General features: G+C 70.7%; 11 protein-coding genes. 8 read left to right on the top strand and 3 right to left on the bottom strand.

Annotated features, from left to right (window positions below):
• Positions 1 to 9: 9 nt before the first annotated feature.
• Together ACQPZP_RS14005 and ACQPZP_RS14000 are read left to right on the top strand one after the other, a co-directional pair.
• Positions 10 to 621 carry a TetR/AcrR family transcriptional regulator gene (locus ACQPZP_RS14005; RefSeq protein ID WP_433478044.1) on the top strand — a complete coding sequence of 204 codons (612 nt, stop codon included), beginning with the start codon at positions 10 to 12 and terminating at the stop codon, positions 619 to 621.
• 380 nt (positions 622 to 1,001) lie between these two features.
• Positions 1,002 to 2,963: a histidine kinase gene (locus ACQPZP_RS14000; RefSeq protein ID WP_433478043.1), complete on the top strand. Its 1,962-nt coding sequence runs from the start codon at positions 1,002 to 1,004 to the stop codon at positions 2,961 to 2,963.
• Between the two features lie 286 nt (positions 2,964 to 3,249).
• On the opposite strand, the gene miaA is transcribed toward ACQPZP_RS14000, so the two are convergent.
• Positions 3,250 to 4,140, bottom strand: a complete 891-nt coding sequence (gene miaA / locus ACQPZP_RS13995) for a tRNA (adenosine(37)-N6)-dimethylallyltransferase MiaA (protein WP_433479607.1) — start codon at positions 4,138 to 4,140, stop codon at positions 3,250 to 3,252.
• Between the two features lie 149 nt (positions 4,141 to 4,289).
• Between miaA and ACQPZP_RS13990 the strand changes: the two genes are divergently transcribed.
• Complete coding sequence (locus tag ACQPZP_RS13990) at positions 4,290 to 4,517, top strand: antitoxin (protein WP_433478042.1); 228 nt, start codon at positions 4,290 to 4,292, stop codon at positions 4,515 to 4,517.
• Between the two features lie 181 nt (positions 4,518 to 4,698).
• Here the strand turns inward: ACQPZP_RS13990 and miaB are convergent, their stop codons facing one another.
• A complete protein-coding gene (gene miaB / locus ACQPZP_RS13985) occupies positions 4,699 to 6,240 on the bottom strand; it encodes a tRNA (N6-isopentenyl adenosine(37)-C2)-methylthiotransferase MiaB (protein WP_433478041.1) in 1,542 nt (513 codons plus the stop codon).
• Positions 6,241 to 6,512: 272 nt separating this feature from the next.
• On the opposite strand from miaB, the gene ACQPZP_RS13980 reads away from it, so the two are divergent.
• The 5 genes from ACQPZP_RS13980 to ACQPZP_RS13960 all read left to right on the top strand — a co-directional run bounded on the left by ACQPZP_RS13980 (position 6,513) and on the right by ACQPZP_RS13960 (position 12,111).
• Positions 6,513 to 7,235, top strand: coding sequence for an amino acid ABC transporter ATP-binding protein (locus ACQPZP_RS13980; protein ID WP_433479606.1), 723 nt, complete (start codon positions 6,513 to 6,515; stop codon positions 7,233 to 7,235).
• A gap of 38 nt (positions 7,236 to 7,273) precedes the next feature.
• Positions 7,274 to 8,143, top strand: coding sequence for a glutamate ABC transporter substrate-binding protein (locus ACQPZP_RS13975; protein ID WP_433478040.1), 870 nt, complete (start codon positions 7,274 to 7,276; stop codon positions 8,141 to 8,143).
• 102 nt (positions 8,144 to 8,245) lie between these two features.
• Positions 8,246 to 8,929 (top strand): amino acid ABC transporter permease, encoded by a 684-nt coding sequence (locus ACQPZP_RS13970; protein WP_433478039.1) that lies wholly within the window; start codon positions 8,246 to 8,248, stop codon positions 8,927 to 8,929.
• Positions 8,926 to 9,909: an amino acid ABC transporter permease gene (locus tag ACQPZP_RS13965; RefSeq protein WP_433478038.1), complete on the top strand. Its 984-nt coding sequence runs from the start codon at positions 8,926 to 8,928 to the stop codon at positions 9,907 to 9,909. Before ACQPZP_RS13970 ends, ACQPZP_RS13965 begins: the two co-directional genes overlap by 4 nt.
• Before the next feature lie 189 nt (positions 9,910 to 10,098).
• Positions 10,099 to 12,111, top strand: a complete 2,013-nt coding sequence (locus ACQPZP_RS13960; RefSeq protein WP_433478037.1) for a prolyl oligopeptidase family serine peptidase — start codon at positions 10,099 to 10,101, stop codon at positions 12,109 to 12,111.
• An 8-nt stretch (positions 12,112 to 12,119) separates the two neighbouring features.
• Here ACQPZP_RS13960 and ACQPZP_RS13955 read toward each other — a convergent pair whose 3' ends face one another.
• Positions 12,120 to 13,355 carry a glycerophosphodiester phosphodiesterase family protein gene (locus ACQPZP_RS13955; RefSeq protein ID WP_433478036.1) on the bottom strand — a complete coding sequence of 412 codons (1,236 nt, stop codon included), beginning with the start codon at positions 13,353 to 13,355 and terminating at the stop codon, positions 12,120 to 12,122.
• Positions 13,356 to 13,365 lie beyond the last annotated feature (10 nt).

The following is a 13,365-nucleotide window of genomic DNA, read 5'->3' as shown; positions in this document are numbered from 1 at the left end:
ATTGGCCGCATGCCACGAGTGAGCGAGGAGCATCTGGAGCGCCGCCGCCGCCAGATCATCGACGCGGCCCGCGCCTGCTTCATCCGCAAGGGCATCCACGACACGTCCATGCAGGACATCTTCGCCGAGGCCGGTCTCTCCGCGGGCGCCGTCTACCGCTACTTCAAGAGCAAAAACGAGATCATCGAGGCGAACATCGCGACGGTGATCGGCGATCTCCACACGTTCTTCGCCGGTCTCGTCCACGGCGACCCCCTGCTTCCGCTGGACGAGATGATCGAGCGGCTCAGCTCCAGGGTGGTCGCGCTGTCCGGCGAGAACGGCCCGGTCCGGCTCGCCCCCGAGGCATGGGCGCTCGCCCTGCACGACCCGGAGCTCGCCAAGTACGTCGCCGACAACGTCACGGCTCTCCGCGGCACCTGGACGCTCTACCTGCGCCGCCTCGTCGACACCGGCCTGCTTCCGCCCGACACCGACGTCGTGGCCGTGGGCAAGACGCTTTTCGCCATCCTGCCGGGGTTCCTGATACAGCGCCTCATCATCAAGGACTTCTCCCCCGAGGAACTGCGGCGCGGGATCAAGGCACTGACCCGCGACAGCATGTTGACTCTGCGGGCCTGACCCGGCCGCCCGGCCGCCGAAGGGCGCGGGAGCGTCCCCGCGGGCCGCTCCGCCGCCCCGGCCGGCGCCGGCGGCGGCCCGAGCCCGCCCCTGTCAGAGCTCGGCCGCGCCGCCCGCGCCGTGCCGGCCGGGCGCCCGGCGGGCGGCCGCGGCGCGCCGCGCCCCCGCCGCCCGGCGGCCCCGCCGGACAAGTCTGACCTGCGGCTTCCGTTCTCCTCGCCGGATTCCGCGGTTACCATCACGGCACGCCCACATGCACGGTGACCGGGCCAGTCTCCGCCTAACCCGATCCCGGTGTCCTGAGGCGGACGCCCCTTTGTCTGCGGGACAGGGAGCAGGACGTTTTAACATTCCATTACTTTGGGGCGGGGAGCGGCTTCATGGAGACGGAAGAGCACGACCGCGGGGCGGGACGCCTGGGCGTCCTGCTCGCGCTCGCCGCGGTCGCCTCCGTCACCGCGTCGCTCGTCATCGGCGCCCGGATGCCCTCCGACCTGCGCATGGTGTGGTGGCACCCGGAGATCCTGGTCGCGCTCGCCTGGACGCCCGGGGGCGCCGTCCTGCTGCGGCACCGGCCGGGGCTGAGGGTCGCCTGGCTCATGGTCGGCGCCGGTTTCAGCGCCTCGGTGTACGTCCTGACCCTCAACCTCGGCCCATGGTTCGAGCTCCACCACTGGCCCGGAGCCGGGTTCGTCACGTGGCTCGGGACCTGGCTGTGGGCCATTGACACCTACGCCCTGACACTGATCCTGCCGTTGATCTTCCCGGACGGGCGGCTCGTGTCGCGCTGGTTCCGCCCGGTGCTCGTCCTCGCCTGCCTCGTCCCGGTGATCGTCTGCGTCCACCTGACGATCGACCCGGACGTGCGCAGCTGGCACAACGGCGTCTCGGTCTACTCCTTCGACCGGATCCCGGTGCCGATCAGCGCGATCATCATCGGGACCCTGGCCGCGGGCCTGTTCTCGGTGGCGGTGCGGTTCGTGCAGTCACCGCCGGACGTCCGGCGGCAGATCGGCTGGGTGGTCTATCCGGGCATCGTCGCGGAGGCCATCATCTTCGTCGGCGAGAACAGCCCCATCGGCGACCCGGTGCGCGACATCACCATCGTCGCCGTCCCGATCTGCATCGCGATCGCGATCACCCGCTACCGGCTGTACGACATCGACCTCGTGGTCAGCCGGACGCTGGTCTACGCCGGGCTCGTCGTCGTCATCACCGGCGTCTACTTCGCGCTCGTCGGCACCGCGAGCCTGCTGGCGCACGGCAGGGGCACCCTCGCCGGGCTCGCCGGGGCCATCGTCGCGGGCGCGGTGTTCGAACCCGTCCGGCGGCGGCTCCAGCGCACGGTGGACGGGTTCATCCACGGCGAGCGCGACCCGTACCGGATCGCCGACCGCCTCAACCGGCGGCTGCAGACCGCCGCGAACCCGGGCGCCGCGCTCGCCGTCGCCGCCGAGGTGGCGCGCTCGGCCCTGCACGCGAGCGGTGTCGCGATCGAGGTGCTGGACCGCGACGGCCGGACGATCTCGGCGGAGGACGGCGTGCTCGGCGAGCGGCCGCAGCTGATCCCGCTGGTGTGGCACGGGGAGCCGGTGGGCCGGCTGCTGTTCGGCGTCACCCGCACCCCCGACGCGCGGCTGTCCGGCATCCTGGCCCGCAACCTCGCGGAGCTGGCGAACGCGGCGCGGCTCGCCGCGGACGTCCAGCGGTCCCGCGAGCACATCCTGCGCACCCGGGAGGAGGAGCGGCGCCGGCTCCGCCGCGACCTGCACGACGGGCTCGGCCCGACCCTGGCCAGCCTCGCCATGACGGTGGACGCCGCCCGCATCACGCTGAAGACCGACCCCGAGGCGGTCGACGGGCTGCTGGAGGAACTGCGCGCCACCATGGGCCGCACCATCGGCGACATCCGGGAGCTCGTGTACGGCCTGCGCCCCCCGGCACTGGACGATCTCGGGCTGGAGGGCGCGATCCAGGCGCTCGGCGGCGTCGTCGCCACGGGCGACGGCCCCCAGGTGGACGTGCACGTGGAAGGCGATCTGAAACGGCTCCCCGCCGCCGCCGAGGTCGCCGCGTACCGGATCGTCCAGGAGGCGCTCACGAATGTGCACCGGCACGCCAACGCCGGCTGCGCGGAGGTGCGGCTGTACCTTAACGGCGATCTGCACGTCACGGTCGGCGACGACGGTGTGGGGCTGCCCGACCATGTGCGCTCCGGCATCGGCATGTCGTCCATGCGCGAGCGCGCGGCCGAACTGGGCGGATCCTGCACGGTGGGGCCCGGTCCGAAGGGCGGGACCCTGGTCCGCGCCAGGCTGCCGGTCAACGGCGTCCATCCCTGAGGCGCCGCCCTCCCGGTGGGAGGGCCGGTGACCGCCCCCCGCCAAGAAGGTCGCCACCGGCCCTCAGGCTCCGTACGGCTCCGGGGCTCCCATCCCGGTCCATACGGGCCATTCACCAGAGGGTGTGCAAGAGAGAAGTTATGCGGCGGAAGGTCCCGTTGGAGAGGGACCGTTGTCCCGTTCGGGCCGGGACCGCACCGGGAACCGCGGAGGCCCTGGTGAGAAGGGGATTCGGAACCACGCACCCCCTGCCGTGCGCCCCGGTCGCACGGGTTCGCGGCCTCCGTCAGCCGACCAGGGCCAGCGCGTGATCGACCAGGTCAGGGTCATCGTAGGGCAGCCACCGGACGCGAGGGTCCCGGCGGAACCACGACTCCTGCCGGCGCGCGAACCGCCGGGTCGTCCGGACGGTGTCCTCCCTGGCCTCGTCCTCCGTCGACTCCCCCGCCAGGAACCGGAGCACCTGTGCGTAGCCGAGGGCGCGGCCCGCGGTCAGGCCCTCCCTGAGGCCCCGCTTCTCCAGACCCCGGACCTCGTCGACCAGGCCCGCGTCCCACATCCGCCGCACCCGCAGGGCGATGCGCTCGTCCAGTTCCGCCCGCGGGACGCTCAGCCCGATCTGCACGACCGCGTCGTAGCGGTACCGGTGCTCGGGCAGGGTCGCGGTGAACGGGCGGCCGGAAATCTCGATCACCTCCAGGGCCCGGACGATCCGGCGGCCGTTGCTCGGCAGGATCGCCTCCGCGGCCGCCGGATCCAGGCCGCGAAGCCGTTCGTGCAGCGCATCGGGCCCGGCCTCGGACAGCTCCGCCTCCAGCCGGGCCCGGACGGCCGGGTCCGTCCCCGGGAACTCCAGGTGGTCGAGGGCCGCCCGCACGTACAGCCCGGAACCGCCCACCAGCACCGGAGTCCGCCCCCGGCCCCGGATGCCGGCGATCACCTCGGCGCTCAGCCGCTGGTACTCCGCGACGCTGGCGGTCGCGGTCACGTCCCAGATGTCCAGCAGATGGTGCGGCACACCGCGCATCTCGTCCGCCGTCAGCTTCGCCGTTCCGATGTCCATGCCGCGGTAGAGCTGCATCGAGTCGGCGTTGACCGCCTCGCCGCCCAGCCGGATCGCCAGCTCGACGGCCAGGTCGGACTTGCCGGCGGCCGTGGCTCCGACGACCGCGATCACCGGCGGGGCGGCGGGAGCGGGGACATGAGACGCATTGGGTGAGGTCACGGGCTTAATTGTGGCAAGAGAACGGGTATAGCCGGGTTGTACGGGCGTCGCGCGAGGTCGCGCGGCCCACGGACGAGACGAGGGATCCGGGGGGATACCGCATGTCCATCGTCGACAAGGTCAAGCAGATGCTCGGGCAGCACCCCGACCAGGCCAAGAAGGGCACGGAGAAGGCCGGGGACACGTTCGACGAGCGAACCGGCGGCCAGTACGCCGACAAGGTCGACCAGGCCCAGGACAAGGCCGGCGACTACATCGACCGCGAGGGCGGCGAAGGCGGCGGCCAGCCCGGCCAGCCCGGTCCGGGCGATCAGGGCCAGCCGACCTGACCCACCGGTTCCCGGCCGGCCCGCCGCGAGGCGCCCGACGCCGCACGGCCCCCTGCCGGCGAGCCGGTCGCCGCTGAACGGGCGGCACCGCCACAGCATCTCGCTGGGCCCGGTTCCGGCCCGGCCCGTCGAGACGGGGTAGGCCACGGCCCGATCGCGCCGGAGTTCAGGAGGCCGGGGTTCAGGGGCCGGTCGAGCAGCCTGACACGGGCGCGGCGGATTGGGCCGGCCGCCCGATCGACGGCATGCCCAGAGAGACGCCCTTCTGCCCGTCGTCCCGGCCTTGGCGGGCCTCCCATGCGTCTCCCGCCCGCGTCCGGCGGACGGCGGGCGCGGGCTTGTCGGCGACCAGGTGGTGCGGCGCGGCATAGGTGACCTCGACGGTGACCATGTCGCCGGGACGGACGGGCTCCTCGGGCGCGCTGAAGTGGACCAGGCGGTTGTCGGACGCGCGTCCCGACAGCCGTCGGGTCGCCTCGTCCTTGCGGCCCTCGCCCTCCGCGACCAGGACCTCCAGTGTCCGGCCGAGCTGCTTCTTGTTCTCCGCCCAGGAGATCTCCTCCTGGAGTGCGATGAGCCGCTCGTAGCGCTCCTGGACGACCTCCTTCGGCAGCTGGCCGTCCATGGTCGCGGCCGGGGTGCCGGGACGCTTGGAGTACTGGAAGGTGAACGCCGAGGCGAACCGGGCCTCCCGCACGACGTGCAGGGTCTCCTCGAAGTCGGCCTCGGTCTCGCCGGGGAAGCCCACGATGATGTCGGTGGTGATCGCCGCGTCCGGGATCGCGGCCCGGACCTTCTCGATGATGCCTAGGTAGCGCTCCTGCCGGTACGACCGGCGCATCGCGCGCAGTACCGCGTCCGACCCGGACTGCAGCGGCATGTGCAGCGACGGCATCACGTTCGGCGTCTCCGCCATCGCGGCGATGACGTCGTCGGTGAAGTCCTTGGGGTGCGGCGAGGTGAACCGGACCCGTTCCAGGCCGTCGACGCCACCGCACGCGCGCAGCAGCCCGGCGAACGCGGACTGCCCTCCGGCGGTCATCGCGCGGACCTCGTCCGGCGCCGCCGACAGCGCTCCGAAACCCGAACCGTATGCGTTCACGTTCTGCCCCAGCAGGGTGATCTCCAGGACGCCCTCGGCGACCAGCGCCTCGACCTCGGCGAGGATCTCCCCCGGGCGGCGGTCCTTCTCCTTGCCGCGCAGGGACGGGACGATGCAGAACGTGCAGGTGTTGTTGCACCCCACGGAGATCGACACCCAAGCGGCGTACGGGGACTCGCGGCGCGTCGGCAGCGTCGACGGGAAGGTCACCAGGGACTCTTCGATCTCGACCTGCGCCTCGCTCTGCACGCGCGCACGCTCCAGCAGCGCGGGCAGCGACCCGATGTTGTGGGTGCCGAACACCACGTCCACCCAAGGGGCGCGTTTGACGATGGCCTCGCGGTCCTTCTGCGCCAGGCAGCCGCCGACGGCGATCTGCATGCCCGGGTGGCCGTCCTTGACGGGCCGCAGGTGGCCGAGGTTGCCGTAGAGCCGGTTGTCGGCGTTCTCCCGCACCGCGCAGGTGTTGAAGACCACCACGTCGGGCTCGGCGTCCTCCGCGCGGACGTACCCGGCCGACTCCAGGAGCCCGGACAGCCGCTCGGAGTCGTGGACGTTCATCTGGCACCCGTAGGTACGGATCTCGTACGTACGGTGAGCCGTCTCCATTGGCGTACTCATGACAGTCACCAAGGGTACGGCTCCGCCGTGATATGACCGAACGGGTTACGCACCCCTGCGCCCAGCACGGATGATCACTCTCCGCCACGACGGCACCCCGTCCGACATGGGTATTCGTGATCGGATCGGTACCGCGCGGCAACTTTCGCAGTACTGCCGATGACATAGGGTCCGGGCTCATGACGGACAGCGAAAGCGGGCCCGACCTCACCAAGACCGGGCCGGAGGACTCCACCCCGGAGCCGGTTACCAGTGGTGACCGGCCCCTCGTCGTGGTCGAGCACGTCAACAAGCACTTCGGCGAGCTGCACGTCCTCAAGGACATCAACCTCACCGTGGACTCGGGCGAGGTCGTCGTCGTGATCGGCCCGTCCGGGGGCGGCAAGTCGACCCTGTGCCGGTCGATCAACCGGCTGGAGCCGATCGACGACGGCAAGATCCTCGTGGACGGCAAGGAGCTGCCCAAGGAGGGCAAGGACCTGGCGAGGCTCCGCGCCGACGTCGGCATGGTCTTCCAGTCGTTCAACCTGTTCGCCCACAAGACGATCCTGGACAACGTCACGCTCGGGCCGGTGAAGGTCCGCAGGCAGGGCAGGCAGGAGTCGCAGAAGCACGCGATGGAGCTGCTCGACAGGGTCGGCATCGCGAACCAGGCGAACAAGTACCCGGCGCAGCTGTCCGGCGGGCAGCAGCAGCGAGCGGCCATCGCGCGCTCCCTCGCGATGAAGCCCAAGGTGATGCTCTTCGACGAGCCGACCTCGGCACTGGACCCGGAGATGGTCAACGAGGTCCTGGAAGTCATGACGGGCCTGGCCCGCGAGGGCATGACGATGATCGTCGTCACGCACGAGATGGGGTTCGCGCGCAGGGCCGCGCGGAAGGTCGTGTTCATGGCGGACGGCCAGATCGTGGAGGAGAACACTCCCGACGAGTTCTTCACCAACGCGCGGACCGAGCGCGCGAAGGACTTCCTTTCCAAGATCCTCACGCACTGAGCCGCGGGGCTCCGGCAGAGAGCAGAGGTAGGACGAGAATGCGAGTACGTCGTTTCGGCGCCCTCATCGGGGCGGGGATGGCGCTGTCACTGGCGCTCAGCGCTTGTGGCAGCGACACCGAGAAGACCGAGGCCAAGACGGTCGTCCAGAAGGCCAAGGACGACAAGAAGCTGACCATCGGCATCAAGTTCGACCAGCCGGCGCTCGGCCTGAAGAAGCCGGACGGCACCTTCGACGGCTTCGACGTGGACGTCGCCAAGTACGTCGCCAAGTCGCTCGGCGTTCCCGAGAGCGGCATCACGTTCAAGGAGACGACGTCCGCGAACCGCGAGTCGTTCCTCGGCGGAGGCCAGGTCGACCTGATCTTCGCGACCTACTCCATCACCGACGCGCGCAAGTCGCAGGTGACGTTCGGCGGCCCGTACTACGTCGCCCACCAGGACACCATGGTCCGCGCGGACGACAGCAGCATCAAGAAGGCCCAGGACCTCAAGGGCAAGAAGCTGTGCAAGGCGGCCGGATCCAACTCCTTCCGCCGCGTCACCGAGGGCCCGCCGGACGGCAAGCTCAACATCAAGGGCGTCACGCTGGTCGACGCGAGCAGCTACTCCGAATGCGTGAGCAAGCTGAAGTCCAAGGCGCTGGACGCGGTCAGCACCGACGACCTGATCCTCGCCGGGTTCGCCAACCAGCAGAAGGGCGCCTTCAAGGTCATCAACGACCCCTTCACCGACGAGAAGTACGGCGTCGGCATCAAGAAGGGCGACACCGAGACCTGCGAGGCCGTCAACAAGGCCATCACCACGATGTACTCCGACGGCACCGCCAAGACCCTGCTGGAGAAGCACTTCGCCGGCACCGGGCTGAAGCTCGTCACGACCGTCCCGCAGATGGAAGGCTGCGCCTGACCTCAGGCCGCGCATGACGCCCGTCACGCCGGTGCGCCCCGCGAACGCCGGGGCGCACCGGCAGGCCCTGACCCTGCAGGAACGCAATGAAACAGCTGAGCAATGTTTGACTTCAGCCCGTTCTTCGACAACTTCAACGAGATCATGCAGGGCTTCTGGGCGACCCTCCGCCTCGCGGCGGCGTCCGCCGTGCTCTCGCTGATCATCGGAACGCTGCTGGCGAGCTTCCGCGTCGCACCCGTCCCCGTGCTGCGCGCCTTCGGCACGGGCTACGTCAACATCGTCCGTAACACGCCGCTGACCCTCGTGCTGCTGATGTGCAGCCTGGGCCTCAACGACATCCTCGCGCTGAAGTTCTCCGAGAACTCCTCGACCACCTACTACTGGTGGGCGGTCCTCGGGCTCTCCGCCTACACCGGGGCCTTCGTCTGCGAGACCCTCCGCTCCGGGATCAACACCGTCCCGCTCGGCCAGGCCGAGGCGGCGCGCTCGATCGGGCTGACCTTCACCCAGTCGCTCCGGATGATCATCCTGCCGCAGGCGTTCCGCGCGATCATCGCCCCGCTGGGCAGCGTCTTCATCGCGATGATCAAGAACACGACGGTGGCCGCCGCGGCGAGCTACGCGGAGGTCGCGCTGGTCACCAAGACCATCGTCGACAAGCCCACGTTCGCCAACGGGGTGATCCCGCTGTTCCTCGGCGTGGCCGTCGGCTTCCTGATCCTCACCCTGCCGACCGGATACTTCTTCGGCTGGCTGGCCAAGCGGATGGCGGTGGCGCGATGAGCAAGGAAGCGACCGTTCTCTTCGACGTCCCCGGGCCGCGGGCGCGCGCGCGGAACACGCTGCTGTCCGTCATCGTGTCCGTGGTGCTCGCCGCCGTCCTCGCCGCGCTCGTCTGGCGCCTGAACGACAAGGGCCAGTTCGAGGAGAAGTTGTGGACGCCGTTCACCGAGTGGACCGTCTGGCGGCACCTGCTCCTGCCCGGCCTGATGAACACCCTGAAGGCCGCCGCCGTCGCGACCGTGCTGGCCCTGCTGTTCGGCATCGTGTTCGGCCTCGCGCGGCTCTCGGACCACTGGTGGATCCGGATCCCCGCCGGGGCGGTGGTCGAGTTCTTCCGCGGCATCCCGCTGCTGATCCTGATCTTCCTGGCGTTCTTCGTCCCGAACAAGATCAGCCCGTCCATCGCCGAGTCCCCGTTCGGCCAGCTCCAGCGTATGTCGGTGGACTACTTCTTCTCGATCTTCGGGGTGGAGAGCAACGCCGGGACGGTCACGGTGCCGGCCTTCGCCGCGGTGGTGTTCGGCCTGACGATGTACAACGGCTCGGTGCTCGCCGAAGTGGTGCGGGCCGGCGTCCTGTCGATCCCGAAGGGCCAGTCGGAGGCCGCCTACTCCATCGGCCTCCGCAAGAACGGCGTGATGCGGCTGGTCCTGCTGCCGCAGGCGATCACGGTGATGATGCCGGCGATCGTGAGCCAGATCGTCGTCCTGCTCAAGGACACCGCGCTCGGGTTCATCATCGCCTACGGCGAGTTCCTGCAGGCCGGCTTCAAGCAGGTGCCGGCGAACTACAGCAACAACGTCCTGCAGGCCGGCGTCATCGTCGCGATCATCTACATCGCGATCAACATGTCGCTGAGCCGGGTGGCGACGTGGCTGGAGGCCCGCAGCCGCCGCAGCCGCAAGACCGAGGCCAAGACCATGACCACGGGAGGGCCGCCTCCCGTCCCCGGGGTCGGGGTCACCCAGCAGCCCGTCTAGCCGGTCTGAGGACCCGTTCCGCCGCGAAGGGCGCCGCCGGTTCCGGCGGCGCCCTTCGCCGTCCCTGCCACCGGACGAGGCGACCCTCGGCACCACCGGCGGGTTTCCGGACGGCCGGCGTGTATCTTTCCGACGTCAAACAGACCGTCATGGCCCCAACCGATCCCCGTATGCGGGACGATTCCTGTTATGACCGCTCGTGCGACCCTCCCCTACGGCTCATGGCCTTCACCCATCTCTGCGGCCGATGTCGCCCGCGCCCGGCTGCGCCTCAGTTTCCCTACCGTCGCGGGCGATGACGTGTGGTGGCAGGAGACCCGGCCCGAGGAGGGCGGCCGGACGACGGTCGTCCACCTGAACGGCGGTCGGCGCACGGAGCTGCTGCAGGCGCCGTGGGACGCCCGTACCCGTGTCCACGAGTACGGCGGGCGGTCGTACCTGCCCATCCGCACCGGCGGGAACTGGTCGATCGTGTTCTCCAACTACGAGGACCAGCGGCTCCACCGGCTCGACGAGGGCGACCCGAAGCCGTACCCGCTGACGCCGGAGCCGGCCGTCCCGGCGGGGCTGCGGTTCGCCGACTACGTCCTGTCCCCGGACAGGACGGAGATCTGGTGCGTGTGCGAGGGTCACATCGCGGAACCGGCGCAGGACGGGGAGGAGACGGCCGCGGGCGAGCAGGCCGCCACGGGCATCCGGCGCGCGATCGTCGCCATCCCGCTGGACGGCCGCGCGGCCGGGGACGCCGGCGCCATCCGTGAGCTCGTCACCGGCGCGCAGTTCTACGCCAGCCCTGCGCCGTCCCCCGGCGGCGGCCATCTGGCATGGGTGCAGTGGAACCACCCCCGCATGCCGTGGGACGGCACGGAGCTGCGCGTGGCGGCGATCGAGGACGGCGCGGCGGTCGCGCCCCGGACCGTCAAGGGCGGCCTCACCGAGTCGGCGCTGGCGCCGCTGTGGCGCGACGACCAGTCCCTGTACGTGATCTCCGACTGGCCCGGCTGGTGGAACATCTACCAGGTCGGCCTGCACGGCGAGTCCCCGCAGGCGCTGTACCCGGCCGAAGAGGAGTTCACCGGGCCGCTGTGGCAGCTCGGCGGCATGCCGTACGCGCTGCTCGGCGACGGCCGCCTCGCCGTCCTGCACGGTGAGGGCGACATGCGGCTCGGCATCTACGACCCCGAGACGCTCGACCTCATCGACCTGGAGGTCCCGTACGAGCACTGGGCGGCGCAGCTGTCCACGGACGGCACGACGATCGTGGGCATCGCGGGCGGACCCGACCTGCCGGCCTCGGTCGTGCGGGTCGACACCACGACGGGTCGCGTCGAGGGGCTGCGCCGGGAACTGCCCGAGCTTCCGGACGTCGCGTACCTGTCCAGGCCGCGGGCCGAACGCCTGGAAGGGCCGTTCGGACGTCCCGTCCACGCCTACGTGTTCCCGCCGACCAACCCCGAGGCGGCCGGGCCGGAGAAGGAACTGCCCCCGTACGTGGTCTTCGTGCACGGCGGGCCCACGGGGCGGGTGTCCACGGTGCTCGATTTGGAACGTGCGTATTTCACCAGCCGCGGCATCGGCGTCATCGACGTCAACTACGGCGGATCGGCCGGCTACGGCCGCGCCTACCGCGAGCGGCTGCGCCGCCAGTGGGGCGTCGTCGACGTGGAGGACGCCATCGCCGCCGCGCAGGCCCTCGTGGACGGCGGCATCGCCGACCCCGCCCGGCTGGCCATCCGCGGCGGCTCCGCCGGCGGCTGGACGACGCTCGCGTCGGTCACGCAGACCGACGTGTTCAAGGCCGCCACGTCCTACTTCGGGATCAGCGACCTGCAGAGCTTCGCCGAGGCCACGCACGACTTCGAGTCGCACTACCTGTTCGGCCTGATCGGGCCCCTGCCCGGCTTCGAGCGCGCCTACGAGGAGCGTTCGCCGCTCAACCGGGCGGGCGATACGGCCTGCCCCGTCCTGCTCCTGCAGGGCCTGAGCGACCCGGTGGTGCCGCCGGACCAGTCCGAGCGGTTCGCGCATGCGCTGGCCGAGAAGAAGATGCCCTACGCCTACCTCACGTTCGAGGGCGAGTCCCACGGCTTCCGGAAGGCGGCGACCGTCGTCCGGTGCCTGGAGGCGGAGCTGGCGTTCTACGGCCAGACCCTCGGATTCGAGCCGCGCGGCGTCGAGCCGATCGACCTGACGGTCGGCTGACCGCCGGATCAGGGGACGATGTAGGAGTAGATGTCGATCAGCGAGTGGTCGGCCCCGAAGAACGACACCGTGTCGCCTGACGTGTTGTTCAGGAAGCCGGCCGTCAGGCCGTTGTAGTAGGCGTCCGGGCGGTTCGTGCCGGGGCCGACGTGGACGCGCAGCAGGCTCCCGGGCCGGATCACGTACCCGGGGCCGATCTTCATCAGGTTGCTCGCCTGGTCGCGCAGGTAGCCGCCGCTCACGTCGATCGGCCGGGACGTGGTGTTGCGCAGCACCACGTGCTCGCTGTTCTCCGGCTGGGCGTCGTCGCCGCCCGGGTCGGGGAAGACGCTGTCGACCACGACGCCGTTCGCCGCGGGGAACGGCGCCCGGCCGTCCAGGATCCGGCGGGCCGTGGCCGGGAAGTTCGACGTGACCCAGTCGTAGCCCTGGTTCGCGGCCATCGGGACCTCGGCCGGGCTGTCCACCGGGTCGCTGAACACCTTCAGCCCCTTGGCGTGCGCGCGCCGGACGTCGGCCGCGCCGGTCACCCGCGGGTGCGCGTACACCCCGACCGTCCAGCCCGCCAGCGCGGCCAGTTCCTCGTCGCCGAGCATCCGCCCGCCGGTCAGGTAGGAGAGCTGCACCTTGGGCGCGGACGCGTGGAACTCCCTGAGCGCCTCCTGGTCCCGCGAGTGGACCTGCACGCGATAGGCGCCGGACCGCAGCGTCGCCCCGTCGGTGAGTCCCGCCGCGTTCAGCTCCCCGGCGAGCAGCGTGGCCACGCCCGGGCTGTTGGCCGGCGACTTGAGCTCCAGGCTGAGACCGGTCCGCCTGTCCACGACCGACAGCAGCTCCTTCAGAGCCGGCACCCTCTGGCCCGCGTACCGCGAGCCGAACCATGATCCGGCGTCCAGCCGCTTGATCTCGGCCAGCGTGAACTGCCCGACCCGCCACGGCGCCCGGTCGGGGTAGACCTCCTCCACGTCGGTCGTCCTCGCGAGCGTGTCGTCGTGCAGGAGCACGATCTGCCGGTCGGACGTGAGCTGGACGTCGCCCTCAAGCACGTCCGCCTTGTCGCGGAGCGCGTTGCGGTAGGAGGCGAGCGTCTCCTCGGGCGCCTGCCCCGGCGACCCTCGGTGCCCGACGACCACCGGGTGCGTCCGCTTCTTGACAGCGCTGTCGGGCGCGGCCTGGGCGATGCCCGTGACGGTGAGCGCCGCACCCATGACGACCGCGCACCCGAGCATGGAAACCTTGTTCACGACGCTCCTC

Source organism: Spirillospora sp. CA-142024 (assembly GCF_050942325.1).
Lineage (GTDB): Bacteria > Actinomycetota > Actinomycetes > Streptosporangiales > Streptosporangiaceae > Spirillospora.
This window is presented reverse-complemented; position numbering and strand designations above follow the sequence as displayed.

What these genes read in the sequence shown, in the direction of transcription:
- ACQPZP_RS14005 (WP_433478044.1), top strand. Translation starts at nt 10, where the DNA reads ATGCCACGAGTGAGCGAGGAGCATCTGGAGCGCCGCCGCCGCCAGATC.
- ACQPZP_RS14000 (WP_433478043.1), top strand. Translation starts at nt 1,002, where the DNA reads ATGGAGACGGAAGAGCACGACCGCGGGGCGGGACGCCTGGGCGTCCTG.
- ACQPZP_RS13990 (WP_433478042.1), top strand. Translation starts at nt 4,290, where the DNA reads ATGTCCATCGTCGACAAGGTCAAGCAGATGCTCGGGCAGCACCCCGAC.
- miaB (WP_433478041.1), bottom strand. Translation starts at nt 6,240, where the DNA reads ATGAGTACGCCAATGGAGACGGCTCACCGTACGTACGAGATCCGTACC.
- ACQPZP_RS13975 (WP_433478040.1), top strand. Translation starts at nt 7,274, where the DNA reads ATGCGAGTACGTCGTTTCGGCGCCCTCATCGGGGCGGGGATGGCGCTG.
- ACQPZP_RS13970 (WP_433478039.1), top strand. Translation starts at nt 8,246, where the DNA reads ATGTTTGACTTCAGCCCGTTCTTCGACAACTTCAACGAGATCATGCAG.
- ACQPZP_RS13965 (WP_433478038.1), top strand. Translation starts at nt 8,926, where the DNA reads ATGAGCAAGGAAGCGACCGTTCTCTTCGACGTCCCCGGGCCGCGGGCG.
- ACQPZP_RS13960 (WP_433478037.1), top strand. Translation starts at nt 10,099, where the DNA reads ATGACCGCTCGTGCGACCCTCCCCTACGGCTCATGGCCTTCACCCATC.